The organism is Janthinobacterium sp. J1-1 (assembly GCF_030944405.1).
GTDB lineage: Bacteria > Pseudomonadota > Gammaproteobacteria > Burkholderiales > Burkholderiaceae_D > Janthinobacterium.
Genome location: NZ_CP132339.1, coordinates 894,927 through 909,802, shown reverse-complemented (window position 1 = coordinate 909,802; position 14,876 = coordinate 894,927). Strand labels below are relative to the sequence as shown.

Genomic DNA, 14,876 nt, shown 5'->3' with positions numbered 1-14,876 from the left:
TGCTTTCAGTGTGGGAGGTCGGAGGACAGATCGTCGCCGGCATCATCCGGCTCGCCGTCCGCCACGGCCTCCGCATCGACGGCGACCAGGCGCGACGGCGCGCGCTTGAAGACGTCGGCCAGCGCGCCGTTGATAATGCGCTCTTTCAAGACGTCGGTATCCATCATCAGGTCCAGCAACGGTCCCTCGACGATAAAGTCGCCGCGCCGCTCGATAAAGCCCAGCTTGGCCAGGGTGCCCAGGTTCATGTCCATGCGCGTCTTCTTGCCCAGCTTGTCGCCGAAGTCGGCCAGCAAGGCCTTGTAGGCGATGCCGATCGAGGCGTCTTCCGCGCGCGGCAGCGGCTTGTCGGTGCCGAACATGTCGTTCTGGTCGTCGTCCGCGTGCTGGTGGGTTTCCTGGCGTTCGCGCTTGGGCAAAATAATCTGCGCCCACAGCACCACCAGCAAGGCCACGCCATCGCGCGCCAGGCCAAAGTTATTGTTCTGCCACACATCGCGCGCGCCAAAGATCTTCGGCTCGATGGTGCGGGAGAGGGCCAGGGTCACATGGTCGGCATACACGTTGTCGAGCAGTTTCATGCCGCAGGCCAGCAGGCGCGCATCGACTTCCGCGCGGAACAGCTCGTCGGACAGCACGCGCTTGACCAGCTTGTCGTCGCGGCGCAGGGTTTGATGCGTGAGCAGGCGCGCAATCAGGATTTGGGAATCGTCATTCATCGGCAGTGCCGCTATCTAAATCAAGAGAAATATTCAGGGACAGCGAGGCGATCGACATGGCCGCCACATGCGGGTCGTTCAATTGGACCATCTCGTCGGTCGGCGTAAAGGTGATGGGCAGCCGGGCCAGTTCGGCCGTCGCGCCCTGCAGGCTCGCTTCGGACACATCGCCCAGGAGCGGCAGCATCGAGGCGCGGTAGGACGCCACGGCAAAGCTGGCCGGCAGCAGCGAATCCTGCACCGGCACGCTCTTTGGCCCTTCTTCACCGATGCTGGGGAAGTTGCCCAGGCTGGCAAAGTTGGACAGGCGGTCCAGCAGGTCATCGAGTTCGAGTTGCATGGCGGGTCCGTCGCTGATGGTGGTGGGGGCGTCTTCGCCGCTCGGCAGTCCCGTCTGGGCCACGCCAGCCGCGCGTTCGGACAGCAGTTCCGTTTCGGCCACGTCGATCATTTCGGCCGGCGTCGAGAACAGCGGCACCACCGGCTGGTCGATGGCGCCTTCGGCCAGCGAGGCCAGGTCCTCGTGCTGCAGTAGCCAGCGCTTGATGTCGGTGGTCGACAGGCCGGACTGGCCCAGGTGCACGCGCTGACGCTCGATCTGGTTCAGCGCGCGCGAGAACATGCCCTGCATGTTCAGCAGTTTGCTTTGCGCGCGGCCAATGGCTTGGGCCGCCTTGTGCGTGGCGCCGTCGGCGTTTTCGTCGGAGGTGATCGCCACCAGGATCTCGGAACCCTTCTCGACCCAGTCGCAGGCCATGTTCCATTTCGCCTGCGCCGTGCGCAGCCGGAACTCGGAACCGGAGGCGATCGCGTCCGAAAACTCGTCCGTCAGGTCGACCAGGCGGCCCAGCAGATGTTGCAATTGCTCCACCGACACGCCGCCCACGGCTTGCGCACCGGCCACCTGCGACAGCAGAAAGCCCATTTCCGCTTCGTCTTCGGTCTGCCCCAGGCCCAGCAGGCTGTCGATGGCGGACAGCACATTGCGCGCCATCGGCGTCACGCGGTACACGCCCTGCTGCGCGTCCCAGGCCAGCAACTGGTTGCTGCGCAGGCGCAGCAGCACCGTTTCCAGGCTTTCCGGCAACAGATAGGCCAGGCGGGTGTTGATGTCGGCGCGCGTGTACGACGAGGTGGCCGCGTCGGCCGCCAGTTCGCGCAGCACCAGCAAACGCACCAGCACGCCGTCGAAACCGCCATGGAACAGCGCCGTGAACACCTGCAGCAAGGGCTGCGCGCGCTTCAGATGAAAGACTTGTTCGATCTCGTCAGCCGAAATATTCGGCTGGAAATGCGCCTGCAACGAATCGTGATGCTCCTGCTCGGTCTCGTTTACATCCGCAGCCACGGCTGCACTTGCCATTATATCAATCATTCTATTCCGGATGAGTGTTCAGCGGGCGGCGCAGCGGGCCTGGCGGACGCTGCGAGCATAAAGGGTCGCGGGGGCGTCAGTATATCAGTTCTGATATGCAATTTGACCGGTGGCGGGCCGGAGCCAGGCGGCCCTGGCCCAAAAGCAACGGTGCTTACTTCTTGATGATTTTCTGCAAAGTCTGCTCCACATAATCGCCATCCTCATCCTCGAACGTCACCTTGACCGGATACCATTCCAGCGACGGCGCCAGCCACAGGTCCACTTGCTGGCCCTTCTTGTCGGTCGGCGGCGCCTTGATCAGGTGCACGGCCTCGACCAGGCCCTGGCCGGTGCCGACCGTCTCCTGCTTGACGACCTTGAATATCCACGGCTCGGCGTCATGGCGGCCGGCAACAAAAAAGGCCCATTCGGAACCGGGCACGAATTTTTCAGGCGCGGCGCGGGCCACGGCCGTCAGTTGCCAGACGGCACTGTTGCGGTCCTGCTCGCCGCCCTTGAGCGCATAGCTCTTGTCGCCTTCGCTGAAGGCGATGGTCTTGCTGTCGCGCTTGAAGACGGTGGTGGCCGCCGCCTTGCGAAAGCGTTTTTCCACGAACTGGGCCGGCGCCAGGCCATAGTCGTCGACCGTGCCTTCGCTACGCTGCTCGAGGATCTTGCCGAACAGGGCGGCCTTGGTTTCGGCCAGCAGCGAGTACTTGCCATCGCCGGCGCGCCAGTTGCTGACGGACTCGCCGGACAGCGCGATGCCCTTCTGTTTGGCCTTGATGGAATACACCAGGTCGGCCGACGGCGCCAGCTTGAAGGCGCGCTTGATCACGGGGTGCTCGGCGTCGGCGTCAGCGGCGAGTACGGAAGAGAACGTGGCGGCCAGCAGGCCGGCAACGAGTAATTGCTTGATGGGTATAAAAGTCATCTCATGATCCTGTCACAGTGAGTTTGGAAACGGTCTGCGTGGTGAGCGCACCGTTCGCTTCTGTATTGCGTATTTGTACCGGATACCATTGCAGCGACGGCGCCAGCCAGATATCGAGCTGCGACGAATAGCTGCCCCGCTTGGGCGGCCGGCGCAGATGCCAGGTCTGCAGGCGGCCCATGCTGGTATCGAGCGTTTCCTCGCCGACCAGCTGGAAGCGGAACACGGTCGCTTCCTTTTCTTCGCCGACCAGGATGTCGATATTGCCGGCCAGCTGATGGACGTCGGCGCGGCCGATGGCGGCCAGCTGGAACGGCAGGCTGGCCTTGTCCTGCACCCCTTCCTGCCAGGGCGCGGTGGCGGTGGTGGCCGAAAAGCGGATGGTCTTGCCGGCCGCATCGAAATGCGTGGCCGTCTGCGCGCGGCCGCGGCGCTTTTCCGTCGCCTTGACGGGCACCACGCCGCTGGCGTCGAGCGCCCCTTCGCTGCTCAATACCAGCAGGTTGATGCGGGTGATCAGCATGCTCAGGCCCACTTCCAGGCTCAGGCGGTAGCTGTCGCCCTTATTTTGCCACGACATGGCCGCCACGCCCGTCCACTTGGTGCCGTCGGCATCGCGGCGGTCCACCTGCAGGTCGAACTCGGCCGACGCGGGCACATCGGTCTTGTAGCGCCGCAGCGCTTCCGTCACGGGCGGCGGCGCGGGTGCTTCAGCCGCAGCCGGCGTAATGGCCGGCAATTGCGCCAACGCCGGCGCCGGGTTTTCCGGTGCGGACGATGGCGGTGGCGCCACCTGCATCGGCTGCGGCGCATCGGGCACGACCAGCTGCGGCAAATCGATCACCGGCAAGGCCGGCACCTGCGGCGCGGGCGGCGGCGGCAAGGGCACGGGCGGCGGCGGCGGTGGCACCGGCAAGGGCGGCGGCGCTTCGGCGATCACCGCCATGCTGACCAGCCGCGGCGGCTCGTGCACCGGCGCCCTGCCCGCCTGCCCGCCCAGCCAGTGCAGGGCCACGACATGCAGCACGCCGATCACGGCGACAAAGAGCACGGTGCGGCGGCGCGGCGGCACGAAAAAGGAGGCTGGCGTCATGGTTGCTAGTGTAACGCCTGTGTCCAAGACGCGCTTTCTTGCCGCAGATCAATGCGCGTGCCATCGGTGGAAAATGCGGGCGAAAAATGTCACCGCGATTTCGTCAGTAGCAAGCTGATATCTGCTACGCTAGGACCATCGACCTACCAGGAGACTCTCGCATGGCAAATCCGCAAATGCCCCCGATTCCGGGCGCAGCAGTGATGACCGATACGCTCGACTTCGTCAAGAACCTGTGGGGCAGCATGAGCGTGCCCGGCATGGGCGTCCCCGGCATGACCGCGCCCAGCCTGTCGGTGGAAGAACTGGACAAGAAAATCAACGACCTGAAAGCCGTCGAAGCGTGGCTGAACCTGAATATCAGCATGCTGCGCGGCAGCATCCAGGCACTGGAAGTGCAGCGCGGCACCATCGCCACCCTGAAATCGATGGGCGCCTCGATGGCCGCCGCCATCACGCAGCCGGGCGCCAGCGAGAAAAACCTGTTCGATTCCGTGCCTTACGCCTCGGCCTTCTTCCAGCAGACGCCGCCGGCCGCCAAGCCGGCCGAGAAAGCGCCACCGCCTCCGCCGCCACCACAGGAAGCGCCAGCGGCGCCAGCCCAGCAGGCCAGCCCGTCAGCCGACGCGGCAGCCCAGCTGGCCAATCCGGCGGTCTGGTGGAATTTGCTGCAGGATCAGTTCAAGCAGGCGGTGTCGACCGCCATGGCGCCGGAGCCGGCCAAGAACAAGGACGACGCTGCCAAGAGCACACCCACGCCGCGCGCCAAGCCGGCTGCGGCGGAGACGGCCGCCAAGGCCAAGGCCCCCGTCAAGGCACCGGCCAAACGCGCGGCGCCCAAGGGCAAGCTGTAAGCGGCTTTCAGGGTTCGCGCGGCGAACCCGGTCATGCGGTGATCAGGCGATACGATGAATGCGGATCGCCTCGATCATGTTGTCGGCCTGGCGCTTGACGTCACCGATCGTGATCAGGCCCTCGTCGGCCAGCGCCTTGGCGTGCTCGTACGAGGACTGGAATGTTTCCAGCGTGTCTCCCTTGGCGGCGACCGGGCGTACCCAGGCGATGCTGCCGACCTTCATTTTTTTGTATACTTCATTGACCACATCACGCATAGTTTCTTCCTTATTGTTGTAAAGCAACTCAAGCGCGGAGCAGGCTGTTGCCTGCACCACGCTGGCGCATAGTTTATCATCCGGCACGCCCGCGCATGTTTTTTACGGCTTTATCGGGAACCGGCGCAACCTTTTCCGCCACCGGCGCGGGTGCCGCGTCTTCGGCCGCCGCCGCTGGCGTCAGCTGCAGCAATTGTTCCATCAGCTGGGCAAAGCGCTGCTGGCCCGGTGCGATCTTGTCTACATATAGCAACACTTCCACCGCTTCCGCCGCCAGGTCAGCGTGATAACCACGCTGCTGCAGGTAAGACACGATGATCTGCGCCGAGTTGAACAAGATGCGCAGGTTGTTCGGCAGTTTGACCCGCGCCGCGCGCATCCAGGCCACCGCGTCGTCCAGTTTATCGGTCTTCCACAGCAGCACGCCCTTGTTCATCAGGTCCGACGCTTCCTTGCGCGAGGCCAGGATCAGGCTGGTGCCCTCGTCGCCCATCTTGGCCTTGTCGAAGATCTTCTGCACTTCATCCTGCACCACCTGGTTGTCGTGGTTGTTCTTCACCACGTAGCACAAGAGGCCGGCCGGCGCGTCCTTCACGCCGACCGCGAACAGCAGGGTCGCCAGTTCCATGCAGATGGCCTTCTCGGGCCGCGCCGGGTCTTCCAGCAGCATCGCTTCGAGCTCGTCGCCGCATTTGCGCGCGCGCCGGTAGTCGCCCGTTTCGTGGTGTACCAGGCCTTCGGTGATCTTGGCGCGCAGGCCGATCTCTTCGGGCGAAAATTCGCGCTGCGCCAGCAGCAGCCATTGCAGCGCTTCCTTGGCATCCTTTTTCAGGCCGCATACGCGCGCCAGGCCCAGGTAGGCGTCCACCGTCTTCATCACGGAAAATTCACCGATCGCCACGCATTTGCGAAACGCTTTTTCGGCCATGCTCACATTGCCGATTTTCAGGGCCGCCTGGCCCAGGTTGCGCTGGCGCGGCACCGAATTGGGCGACAGCCGCGCCGCCTTTTCCAGCACGCCGCACGCCTCTTCATGCTGGCCCATCAGCTGGTAGGCGACCGCCATCTGGTCGTAGGCGTCGATGTAATAGCGGTTTTCCACGATCACGCCCTGGAAGATCTGGCGCGCCGCCTCGTGTTCGCCATTGTTCATGCGGATCTTGCCCAGGCCGGCCCGGGCCCAGCTATAGTCGCGGTCGGCCAGCACTTTTTCATAGATGGCGCGCGCTTTTTCCGGCTCGCCGCTTTTCAGCAGCAGGCTGGCCTTCATGCGCAGCAATTCCAGTTCGTGCAGCTTGTTCTGCGCGATCTGCGCATCGCACAGTTTGGCCGCGCGCAGATAATCCTTTTCCATGCAGGCCTGGTCGATCTCGCGGAACACCTGCTTTTTATGCCACACGCGGTTCAATCGCGTCAGCAGCACGCCTTCCGTGATCGGCTTGATCAGGTAGGCGTCGGGCTGGTGTTCGGCCGCGCCCATCACCGACTCCACGCTTTTCTCGGCCGACACCATCAGCCACACGCTGGACGGCGCCGTCAGGTTGCGTACGCGCGTTTCTTCCAGCACCTGCTGGCCGTTCTTGCCTTCGCCCAGGTTGTAGTCGCACAGCACCACGTCATAGCGCGTCTTGGCCAGCAGCTTCATCGCCTCGCCGCCGCTGGCGGCCTGGTCGATATGGCGCGCGCCCAGGTTGCGCAGGGACTCGCGCAGCAAAATGCGGATGCCGACAAAATCGTCGACCAGCAGATAATGCTTGTCGGCCCAGTCGGTGGTGTCGGCTTCGTTGGGGCGGGAAGTCTGGTCCATCGTGAGTCCTCGGTTCAAGGCAGGCGCAGGATAAAGCAGCCGCCGCCGAGCGCGCCGCCATTGGCCAGGGCGATGCTGCCGCTTTGCCCCCGGTGCTTGTGCATCTTCGCCACTTCGCTGGAAAAATACAGGCCCAGGCCGGTGCTGTTGGTGGAAAAATTCACACCCGTGCTCATGCCATCCATGGCCGCCGCGCCCGCGTCCAGCAAGGCTTGTGTATAACCGTCGCCATTGTCTTCCACGCGCAGCTCCAGCATGCCGTTTTCTTCCGCCACGGACAGGCGTATCGTATCCTTGGTATAACGGATGGCGTTGTTGATGGCATGCGCCAGCACGCCGATCACCAGGTCTTCGTCGAGGGTCCAGATCAGCTCGGGGGGAAAGTCCGTCTCCATCGCGATGCCCTTGGAGGCGAGCAGGATTTTTTCCTGGTCCACCACCTGCGTCACCAGCTGCCCCACCAGTTGCGGCTGCACGTCGAACGGGTAGCCGGGCTTGCCCACCTGCTTGTACAGCGCCAGCAGCTGGATCAGGTTGTCGTTGAGGCGCTTGGTCTGGTACAGCATCTGCGCCATCTGCAGGTAGGCGGGATCGGCCGTGACTTCATCGGTGGCCTTGGCCTGTTCGGCCGCCAGCAGGGATTCCAGCGTGCCGCTGACCACGCTGATGGAATTTTTCATGTCATGAACGGTCGACGCCAGGAACAGGAACAGCTCGGGCGCGCTGTGTTGATCTTCCACTGCATCTCTCCTCGGGCGCCGGCGGCACGGCGCCGCGGCTAGCTTGCCACCGGCAAATTATACCGCCCGTTGTTGCGCTGCAACCAGCCTGTTGCAGAACTGCCATGACCGACGCAACAATGCCGCCCCGCGCAGGACACGGGGCGGCATCGGTGCGACCAGCCTGCCTGACAACAACTAGCGGCGCGCGCCCGCCAGCCGCCGTATCACCACGATCATGCGGTCGATTTCCTCGTAGGTGTTGTAAAACGCAAACGACGGCCGCACGGTTGCTTCCACGCCGAAGCGGCGCAGGATCGGCTGGGCGCAGTGGTGGCCCGAGCGCACGGCGATGCCCTCGTCATTGAGCGCGCGGCCCACCTCGGCCGGCTCATAGCCGGCCAGCACGAAGGAGGCCACGCTCGCCTTGTCCAGCGCCGTGCCGATCAGGCGCACGCCGGGGATCGCCTGCAGCTTGTGGGTGGCGTAGTCGAGCAGCGCGTGTTCATAGGCGGCGATGTTTTCCAGGCCGATGCGCTGCACGTAGTCGATGGCCGCGCCCAGGCCCACCGCATCGGCGATATTGCCGGTGCCGGCCTCGAAACGGTTCGGCACGCTCTGGTACACGGTGCGCTCGAAGGTGACGTCGGCGATCATGTTGCCGCCGCCCTGCCATGGCGGCAGTTGCTCCAGCAGGTCAAGCTTGCCGTACACGGCGCCGATGCCCGTCGGGCCGAACACCTTGTGGCCCGAGAACACATAGAAGTCGGCCCCCAGCGCCTGCACGTCGACCCGCAGGTGCGACACCGCCTGCGCGCCGTCGACCACCACCCGCACGCCGGCCGCATGCGCCAGCGCGATGATCTGCGCCACCGGCGTGACGGTGCCGAGCGCGTTCGACACCTGCGTCACCGACACCAGTTTGGTGCGGCCATTCAACAGCTTGCGGAACTCGTCAAGGATGATCTGGCCGCTGTCGTCGACGGGAATCACGCGCAGGGTGGCGCCCTTTTCCGCCGCCAGCTGCTGCCACGGCACGATATTGGCGTGGTGTTCGAGCTGCGAGACGATGATCTCGTCGCCGCTGCCGATGAACTTGCGCCCGAAGGTATTGGCGATCAGGTTGATGCCTTCGGTGGCGCCGCGCACAAAGATGATTTCGTTCGGCGAGGCGGCGCCCAGGAAATTGGCGACCTTGGCGCGCGCCGCTTCATACGCGTCGCTGGCGCGCGCGGCCAGCGCATGGGCCGCGCGGTGGATGTTCGAATTCTCGTGCGCATAGAAATACGACACGCGATCGATCACCGACTGCGGCTTGTGGGTGGTGGCGGCATTGTCGAACCAGGCCAGCGGCTTGCCGTTGACCCGTTCGGCCAGCACGGGAAAATCGCGCCGCACGGCGTGCACGTCGAATGGCGCCGGCGTCTGACTGTGGCCATGGCTGTTACTGGCGGGCGGCGCCGACAGCACCGTCTCGAAGTAGAACTGCGGCGCGCTGGCCGATGGCGCGACCGGCAACTGCTGGTCACGCCGCGGTGCCGCGTACACGTCCTTCAGATCGTCCGTACCGGGCTGGCCCTGCCCCTGGCGCGCCAGGCCATCGAGCTTGTCGTGGGAGACCGGATAGCCATGCGCGCCGCCGACAAAGTAATACGGCGACGGCGCACCGATGCCCGACGCGCGCGGCGTCGGCAGCGAGGCCGGCGCCGGCGCGATCGGCGCCTCCAGAGGCGCTTTCACGGGCGGCACCTGCGCCGTCGCCACGCCGGGGGCGATGGCGGCAAACGAGGGGCCGGCCTGCGGCAGCGGACGGTGCGGATTGGCATAGCGGGGCGCCGCGTCGAGCGCGCTGCCCGAGCCGCCCAGGCTCGGTGACTTGTCCAAACCCGGCAGGCGCGCGAAAAACTCGCCGGCCAGCCGGTTCAGGGTTGCCTCGTCGGGAAGAAAAGGTACGGCGGGCAGGCCCGCCGCGCCATCACTTGTAGGTGTCTGGGTAGTCATGGTATTTACCGATCTCCACGTCTTCCAGTACGGCCAGCGCATCGTCGGTCAGCACGGCCAGCGAGCAATACAGCGAAATCAGATACGACGAAATCGCATGGCGGTTGATGCCCATGAAGCGCACCGACAGGCCCGGGCTTTGCTCGCCCGCCAGGCCAGGCTGGAACAGGCCGATCACGCCCTGGCGCTGTTCGCCCGCGCGCAGCAAAATGATTTTCGTCTTGCCGTCTTCGATGGGCAGTTTGTCGGACGGCACCAGCGGCACGCCGCGCCATGTCAGGAACTGCGAACCGAACAGGCTGACGGTCGGTGGCGGCACGCCGCGGCGCGTGCATTCGCGGCCAAAGGCGGCAATCGCCAGCGGGTGCGCCAGGAAGAAGCCCGGCTCTTTCCACACTTTCGTCAGCAGCTCGTCGAGGTCGTCCGGCGTCGGCGCGCCCGTCAGCGTGAAGATGCGCTGGTCGTCATGCACGCTGGCCAGCAGGCCGTAATCGGGATTGTTGATCAATTCGCTTTCCTGGCGCTCCTTGATCGTCTCGATGGTCAGGCGCAGCTGCTCCTTGATCTGGTCGTGCGGGCTGCTGTACAGGTCCGACACGCGGGTATGCACGTCGAGCACGGTGCTGACGGCATTGAGGAAATATTCGCGCGGCTGTTCTTCGTAATCGACAAAGGTTTGCGGCAGTTCCGACTCGTCGCGCTGCGAGCAGGCGACGCGCACGTCCTTGGGGTTCTTGACCCGGTTCAGGCGGTAGATACCCGCTTCGACCGGCAGCCATTGCAGCAGATGCACCAGCCAGCGCGGGGTGATGGTGGATAACTGGGGAACGCTCTTGCTGGCATTGGCCAGCTGGCGCGCGGCGTTGTCGCCAAGCGCAATCTGGCTATCGTTTGTTGCATCGGACATGAACAAGTACTCCTGATGAGAAAAGTGAATATGCTTATTTGGAAACCAAATAAAGTATCGGGCGTCTCCCCTGTTCTCTCAACATGCTATGGCCATCAACGCGGCTCGATCAGTCAATTAACTCCGGTTCGCAGCGCGCCAGCAGTCCGGCCAGGCCGATGCCCAGCGCATGCGCCAGTTTTTCCACCGTCAGCAGCGACGGCGTGGCGGCGCCGCGTTCGATTTCGCCGATAAACGAGCGGTTCAGGTCGGCCGCTTCGGCCAGCCGCTCCTGCGACCAGCCTCGCCCTTCGCGCAACTGGCGCACGGCCAGTCCAAACTGTTTGATCAACATGGGGTCCTCAGGGTTGCGGGGTAAATGCGGAATGGGCAAAAGCGGAAACGGTGGACAGCGCAGGAGCCGGCTCGCCCGCCTCCTGCTGGTTATGGGCCTGCGTGACATGGCTGCCGGGCGCGATGCTGCGGGTCAGCCAGACATTGCCGCCGATGACCGAGCCCTGGCCTATCGTCACCCTGCCGAGAATGGTGGCGCCGGCGTAGATCACCACGTCGTCCTCGAAGATGGGGTGGCGCGCCAGGCCTTTTTTCAGCACGCCATCGGCGCCGGCCGGAAAGCGCTTGGCGCCCAGGGTGACCGCCTGGTAGATGCGCACCCGTTCGCCGATGATGGCCGTCTCGCCGATCACCACGCCGGTGCCATGATCGATGAAGAAGCTGGCGCCGATCACGGCGCCCGGATGGATGTCGATGCCGGTCTGCGAATGGGCCACTTCGGCGATGATGCGCGCCACCAGCGGCGCGCCGAGCGCATGCAGCGCATGGGCCAGGCGGTAATGGATGATGGCCAGGATGCCCGGATAGCACAGCAGCACTTCATCGACGCTGTGCGCGGCCGGGTCGCCATGGAAGGCGGCCGCCACGTCGGTGTCGAGCTGGGCGCGGATGCCGGGCAGCGCGCGCGCAAAGCGCTGCACGATGGCCAGCGCCTGCTGCTCGACGGGCACCGTCTGCTGCAAGCCATGCTGGCGCGCCTGGTAGCTCAGTTCACGGCGCACCTGTTCGTGCAAGCCCGTCAGGGTGGTGTCGAGCGTATGGCCGACAAAAAAATCTTCGCTCTCCTGCTGCAGGTCGAGCGGCCCCAGGCGCATCGGGAACAGCGCCGCGCATAGCGCATTGACCAGCTCGCGCAAATGCTGGCGCGAAGGGAACTGGCGTGCGCCGCATTCCTGGTGGTTGGCCAGGGCGTCGCGCCAGCGCTCGCGCACGGCGCGCAATTCATCGACGATCTGGTGCAGCTCCCATTGCGGCGAGACAGCTGCGGCAGGGGCGGAAAGTTCGTTGGGCAAGGTGGCGCGCTGGTTCACTCTTGCACCCATGGCAAACTGTGCCAGCGCCAGCCACCATGGTGGCCGCGCTGCTGCTGGTCGTCGAGGTCGCCTTCGAAGCCTTGTGCGATATTGAATACGTTGGCAAAACCGGCCTTGGCGGCCGCTTCGGCGGCGGCGGCCGAGCGCTTGCCGCTACGGCACAGCAGCACCACCACAGCCGTCTTGCCGCCCACCTTCGCTTCCAGCTCGCGCGCAAAACGGGGGTTGCGGTTCATCGCCGTGCCGGTGGCCCAGGCCACGTGCAGCGAGTCGGGCACATGGCCGACAAACACGCGTTCTTCGTTGGTGCGCACGTCGACCAGCGTGGCCTTGCCGGCCTGCACCAGCTGCCACGCATCCTGCGCGCTGACGATGCCGGCATACGGCAGCTGCTGCGCCTGCGCCTGGGCGCGCGCATCGTTCAATACGGCATCAAACGCCGCCTCTCCGTGCGCGGCCCGGGGATCGAAACCCAATGTTGTTGCAGCCATCTTTGCCACCTCTTTCCGTCATCGTCAGAACATCCACACGCTCACTGTAGCGAACTTGTGTTGTTCGTAAAACAAATTAAAAAGAGTTAGGAAAGCTGGAAAACGTATATGGCGGCAGATCAGCGGAGGGCTGGGGTCAGACACGGCGGGTCTGACCCCGGGCTACTGCGCGCGCCGCCGTTCCTTCAAGACGAAGCGGCCCGGGTCGATGGCCGCCGCCAATTGATTTTCCAGCGGCAGCGGCTCGCCTTCGAGCTGGCAGGCCAGCATCTCGGCCGCCAGCGGCGCCCACGTCAGGCCGCGCGAGGCATAGCCCAGCAAACCAAACAGGCCGGGCCAGCGCGGCACGTCGCGCAGTTGCTCGCAGCGGCGCGGCACGCCGGGGTCGGGCAAGGCGCCCACCAGCGGCATGCGGTCCGGCGCCATGCAGCGAAAGCCCGTGCGTCCGGCCAGCGGCGCCTCGAACGGCGGCACGCCGAGGATGGCGGCGGTCTTCTCGATATTGTCCCGCTGGCTCGATGTCCGCAGGCTGGCGTCGTCATCCTGCGCATCGTAGGTGGCGCCCACGCAGACGACACCCTGATGCGGCGGCGTCATGTACGACTCGCGGCAGACCACAAAGGGGCGCGTCGGCAGACTGGCCGGATCCAGGTGCGTGACCTGGCCGCGCACCGCATACAAGGGCAAGCCGGCGGCCTGCACGAAGTCCACCGCACCGGCGCCGGCGGCCAGGATCACGGTCGGCGCCGCGGCGATCACGGCGCCTTGCGCATCGGCGACCTGCCATTCGTCATTGATGCGCACCAGGGTCAGCGCGCTGCTGGAAAAACGCCGCGTCAGCAGCGCGCCGCAGGCGTCCAGCATGGCGGCGCACACGGACGATGGCCGTGCCCAGCCGCCCTGCCCGAACCACCAGGCGCCGTCCGGTGCGTTGGCGCCCAGCATGGCGGTCGCTTCGTCCGTTTCCAGCCAGCGCGCAAATTCGGGCGGATAGTCGCCGCTGGCGGCGATCCGGCGCTGCACCTGCGCATGCGCGCCATCGCGCGCCAGGTGCAGCACGCCGCAGCTGGCGCCCTCGAACACGCTGCCGACGCCGCCCAGCGCGGCCCAGTAGCGCAGCGCATACAAATAGGCGGCGCGCACCAGGCGCGTGGGGATATTGTCGTCGCTCGACAGCAGCGGCATGAAGATGCCGGCCAGGTTGCCCGAGGCTTCGCCGGCCGGCTGCGCATGGCGTTCGATCAGGGTCACCTGCCAGCCGCGCGCGGCCAGCCGTTCACAGGCGGCGCTGCCGGCCACGCCGGCACCGATCACGATGGCGCGCCGCGCGATGTCGTGCACGGGTTCGACCGGTGCCTGGCGCGCATGGAACACGGCTCGCAGGCGGCTGTCGTCGAACGCAAAGCCTTCCTTCCACAGCGCCACGCGTTGGGCGTCGTCCAGGTGCGCCGCCTGCAGGCGGGCGCCGTCCCGCATCAGGCGTGCCAGCACCGTCATCGACGGCGGCATCCACGCGAGACTCACTTCGTCGACGCGCACCGCCAGCTGCGCCAGGCTCGCGCCCGGCTCGCCGATCAGCAGGTCCAGCGTGACCTGGCCATCGCGCGACGCCATGCGGTGCAGGCCACGCACATGGGGCGGCCACTGTTCGCGCCACGGCGAGGGCAACTGGCCGGCGTCGACCGGGCGCGGCGCCAGCGCGATATAGTGCAGCCGCCATCCCCCATGCCTGGTGCAGGCGGCCAGAAAACGCGCGCCATCGAAATCCGTGTCGAGCACCACCAACGCATCATTGCCCATCAGCGGCCCGTGCGGCAAAAGCAGGTGGGCGCATGGTCATTGACCATGCCGATGCCCTGCATGTAGGCGTACATGATGGTCGAGCCGACAAACTTGAAGCCGCGCTTGGCCAGGTCCTTCGACAACCGGTCCGACAGCGCCGTCTTGGCGGGAAACTCGCCCGGCTGGAAATGATTGACGATCGGCTGGCCATCGACATACGCCCACAGAAAACCGTCCAGTGTCTGCCCTTCTTCCAGCAGGCGCAGATAGGCTTGCGCATTCGTGATGGTGGCAGCCACCTTCAGGCGGTTGCGCACGATGCCGGGGTCGGCCAGCAGGGAGGCCACCTTGTCCGGGCCGTAGGCGGCGATTTTCTGCGCATCCCAGCCGTCGAAGGCGGCGCGGTAGGTGTCGCGCTTGTTGAGGATGGTCTCCCAGCTCAGGCCCGCCTGCGCGCCTTCCAGGTTCAGCATTTCGAACAGGGTGCGCTCGTCGTGGCAGGGCACGCCCCACTCCGTGTCGTGGTAGGCCAGGTAGCGGGGATTGGCCGGATTGGCCCAGGAGCAGCGGGTGACGGTCATGGTCAG

15 protein-coding genes are annotated in these 14,876 nt (G+C 65.4%); 1 reads left to right on the top strand and 14 read right to left on the bottom strand.

Features of this window, described 5'->3' with window-relative positions; translation table 11 throughout:
- Positions 1-5: 5 nt before the first annotated feature.
- The 4 genes from Q8L25_RS04100 to Q8L25_RS04085 form a co-directional block, all read right to left on the bottom strand.
- On the bottom strand, positions 6-719 hold the full coding sequence (locus tag Q8L25_RS04100) for a hypothetical protein (RefSeq protein WP_308923666.1): 714 nt from the start codon (positions 717-719) through the stop codon (positions 6-8).
- Positions 712-2,082 (bottom strand): hypothetical protein, encoded by a 1,371-nt coding sequence (locus Q8L25_RS04095; protein WP_308923665.1) that lies wholly within the window; start codon positions 2,080-2,082, stop codon positions 712-714. The genes Q8L25_RS04100 and Q8L25_RS04095 overlap by 8 nt, the downstream gene beginning before the upstream one ends.
- A gap of 166 nt (positions 2,083-2,248) precedes the next feature.
- The gene (locus Q8L25_RS04090) at positions 2,249-3,010 is read right to left on the bottom strand and encodes a DUF3108 domain-containing protein (RefSeq protein ID WP_308923664.1); all 762 of its coding nucleotides are present in this window, start codon (positions 3,008-3,010) and stop codon (positions 2,249-2,251) included.
- Position 3,011: 1 nt separating this feature from the next.
- Positions 3,012-4,103: a DUF3108 domain-containing protein gene (locus tag Q8L25_RS04085; RefSeq protein ID WP_308923663.1), complete on the bottom strand. Its 1,092-nt coding sequence runs from the start codon at positions 4,101-4,103 to the stop codon at positions 3,012-3,014.
- A gap of 161 nt (positions 4,104-4,264) precedes the next feature.
- Between Q8L25_RS04085 and Q8L25_RS04080 the strand changes: the two genes are divergently transcribed.
- Complete coding sequence (locus Q8L25_RS04080; protein WP_308923662.1) at positions 4,265-4,957, top strand: PhaM family polyhydroxyalkanoate granule multifunctional regulatory protein; 693 nt, start codon at positions 4,265-4,267, stop codon at positions 4,955-4,957.
- 42 nt (positions 4,958-4,999) lie between these two features.
- Here the strand turns inward: Q8L25_RS04080 and Q8L25_RS04075 are convergent, their stop codons facing one another.
- The 10 genes from Q8L25_RS04075 to Q8L25_RS04030 all read right to left on the bottom strand — a co-directional run bounded on the left by Q8L25_RS04075 (position 5,000) and on the right by Q8L25_RS04030 (position 14,870).
- On the bottom strand, positions 5,000-5,215 hold the full coding sequence (locus tag Q8L25_RS04075) for a hypothetical protein (protein WP_010394693.1): 216 nt from the start codon (positions 5,213-5,215) through the stop codon (positions 5,000-5,002).
- A gap of 76 nt (positions 5,216-5,291) precedes the next feature.
- On the bottom strand, positions 5,292-7,022 hold the full coding sequence (locus Q8L25_RS04070) for a response regulator (RefSeq protein WP_308923661.1): 1,731 nt from the start codon (positions 7,020-7,022) through the stop codon (positions 5,292-5,294).
- 14 nt (positions 7,023-7,036) lie between these two features.
- The gene (locus tag Q8L25_RS04065) at positions 7,037-7,762 is read right to left on the bottom strand and encodes a HAMP domain-containing sensor histidine kinase (RefSeq protein ID WP_308923660.1); all 726 of its coding nucleotides are present in this window, start codon (positions 7,760-7,762) and stop codon (positions 7,037-7,039) included.
- 177 nt (positions 7,763-7,939) lie between these two features.
- Positions 7,940-9,742, bottom strand: coding sequence for a family 2A encapsulin nanocompartment cargo protein cysteine desulfurase (locus tag Q8L25_RS04060; RefSeq protein ID WP_308923659.1), 1,803 nt, complete (start codon positions 9,740-9,742; stop codon positions 7,940-7,942).
- The gene (locus Q8L25_RS04055; RefSeq protein WP_308923658.1) at positions 9,717-10,649 is read right to left on the bottom strand and encodes a family 2A encapsulin nanocompartment shell protein; all 933 of its coding nucleotides are present in this window, start codon (positions 10,647-10,649) and stop codon (positions 9,717-9,719) included. The genes Q8L25_RS04060 and Q8L25_RS04055 overlap by 26 nt, the downstream gene beginning before the upstream one ends.
- 109 nt (positions 10,650-10,758) lie before the next feature.
- The gene (locus Q8L25_RS04050) at positions 10,759-10,983 is read right to left on the bottom strand and encodes a helix-turn-helix domain-containing protein (protein ID WP_065310052.1); all 225 of its coding nucleotides are present in this window, start codon (positions 10,981-10,983) and stop codon (positions 10,759-10,761) included.
- 7 nt (positions 10,984-10,990) lie between these two features.
- A complete protein-coding gene (gene epsC, locus Q8L25_RS04045) occupies positions 10,991-12,025 on the bottom strand; it encodes a serine O-acetyltransferase EpsC (RefSeq protein WP_308923657.1) in 1,035 nt (344 codons plus the stop codon).
- Positions 12,010-12,507: a rhodanese-like domain-containing protein gene (locus Q8L25_RS04040; RefSeq protein WP_308923656.1), complete on the bottom strand. Its 498-nt coding sequence runs from the start codon at positions 12,505-12,507 to the stop codon at positions 12,010-12,012. The genes epsC and Q8L25_RS04040 overlap by 16 nt, the downstream gene beginning before the upstream one ends.
- Before the next feature lie 162 nt (positions 12,508-12,669).
- Positions 12,670-14,307 (bottom strand): FAD-dependent 5-carboxymethylaminomethyl-2-thiouridine(34) oxidoreductase MnmC, encoded by a 1,638-nt coding sequence (gene mnmC / locus Q8L25_RS04035; protein WP_308923655.1) that lies wholly within the window; start codon positions 14,305-14,307, stop codon positions 12,670-12,672.
- A complete protein-coding gene (locus Q8L25_RS04030) occupies positions 14,307-14,870 on the bottom strand; it encodes a DNA-3-methyladenine glycosylase I (RefSeq protein ID WP_308923654.1) in 564 nt (187 codons plus the stop codon). Before Q8L25_RS04030 ends, mnmC begins: the two co-directional genes overlap by 1 nt.
- Positions 14,871-14,876: the final 6 nt, after the last annotated feature.

Coding starts and splice junctions, on each gene's coding strand:
- epsC (WP_308923657.1), bottom strand. CDS start 12,025: ATGGGTGCAAGAGTGAACCAGCGCGCCACCTTGCCCAACGAACTTTCC.
- Q8L25_RS04095 (WP_308923665.1), bottom strand. CDS start 2,082: ATGGCAAGTGCAGCCGTGGCTGCGGATGTAAACGAGACCGAGCAGGAG.
- Q8L25_RS04030 (WP_308923654.1), bottom strand. CDS start 14,870: ATGACCGTCACCCGCTGCTCCTGGGCCAATCCGGCCAATCCCCGCTAC.
- Q8L25_RS04040 (WP_308923656.1), bottom strand. CDS start 12,507: ATGGCTGCAACAACATTGGGTTTCGATCCCCGGGCCGCGCACGGAGAG.
- Q8L25_RS04050 (WP_065310052.1), bottom strand. CDS start 10,983: ATGTTGATCAAACAGTTTGGACTGGCCGTGCGCCAGTTGCGCGAAGGG.
- mnmC (WP_308923655.1), bottom strand. CDS start 14,307: ATGGGCAATGATGCGTTGGTGGTGCTCGACACGGATTTCGATGGCGCG.
- Q8L25_RS04075 (WP_010394693.1), bottom strand. CDS start 5,215: ATGCGTGATGTGGTCAATGAAGTATACAAAAAAATGAAGGTCGGCAGC.
- Q8L25_RS04060 (WP_308923659.1), bottom strand. CDS start 9,742: ATGACTACCCAGACACCTACAAGTGATGGCGCGGCGGGCCTGCCCGCC.
- Q8L25_RS04080 (WP_308923662.1), top strand. CDS start 4,265: ATGGCAAATCCGCAAATGCCCCCGATTCCGGGCGCAGCAGTGATGACC.
- Q8L25_RS04070 (WP_308923661.1), bottom strand. CDS start 7,022: ATGGACCAGACTTCCCGCCCCAACGAAGCCGACACCACCGACTGGGCC.
- Q8L25_RS04055 (WP_308923658.1), bottom strand. CDS start 10,649: ATGTCCGATGCAACAAACGATAGCCAGATTGCGCTTGGCGACAACGCC.
- Q8L25_RS04090 (WP_308923664.1), bottom strand. CDS start 3,010: ATGACTTTTATACCCATCAAGCAATTACTCGTTGCCGGCCTGCTGGCC.
- Q8L25_RS04085 (WP_308923663.1), bottom strand. CDS start 4,103: ATGACGCCAGCCTCCTTTTTCGTGCCGCCGCGCCGCCGCACCGTGCTC.
- Q8L25_RS04100 (WP_308923666.1), bottom strand. CDS start 719: ATGAATGACGATTCCCAAATCCTGATTGCGCGCCTGCTCACGCATCAA.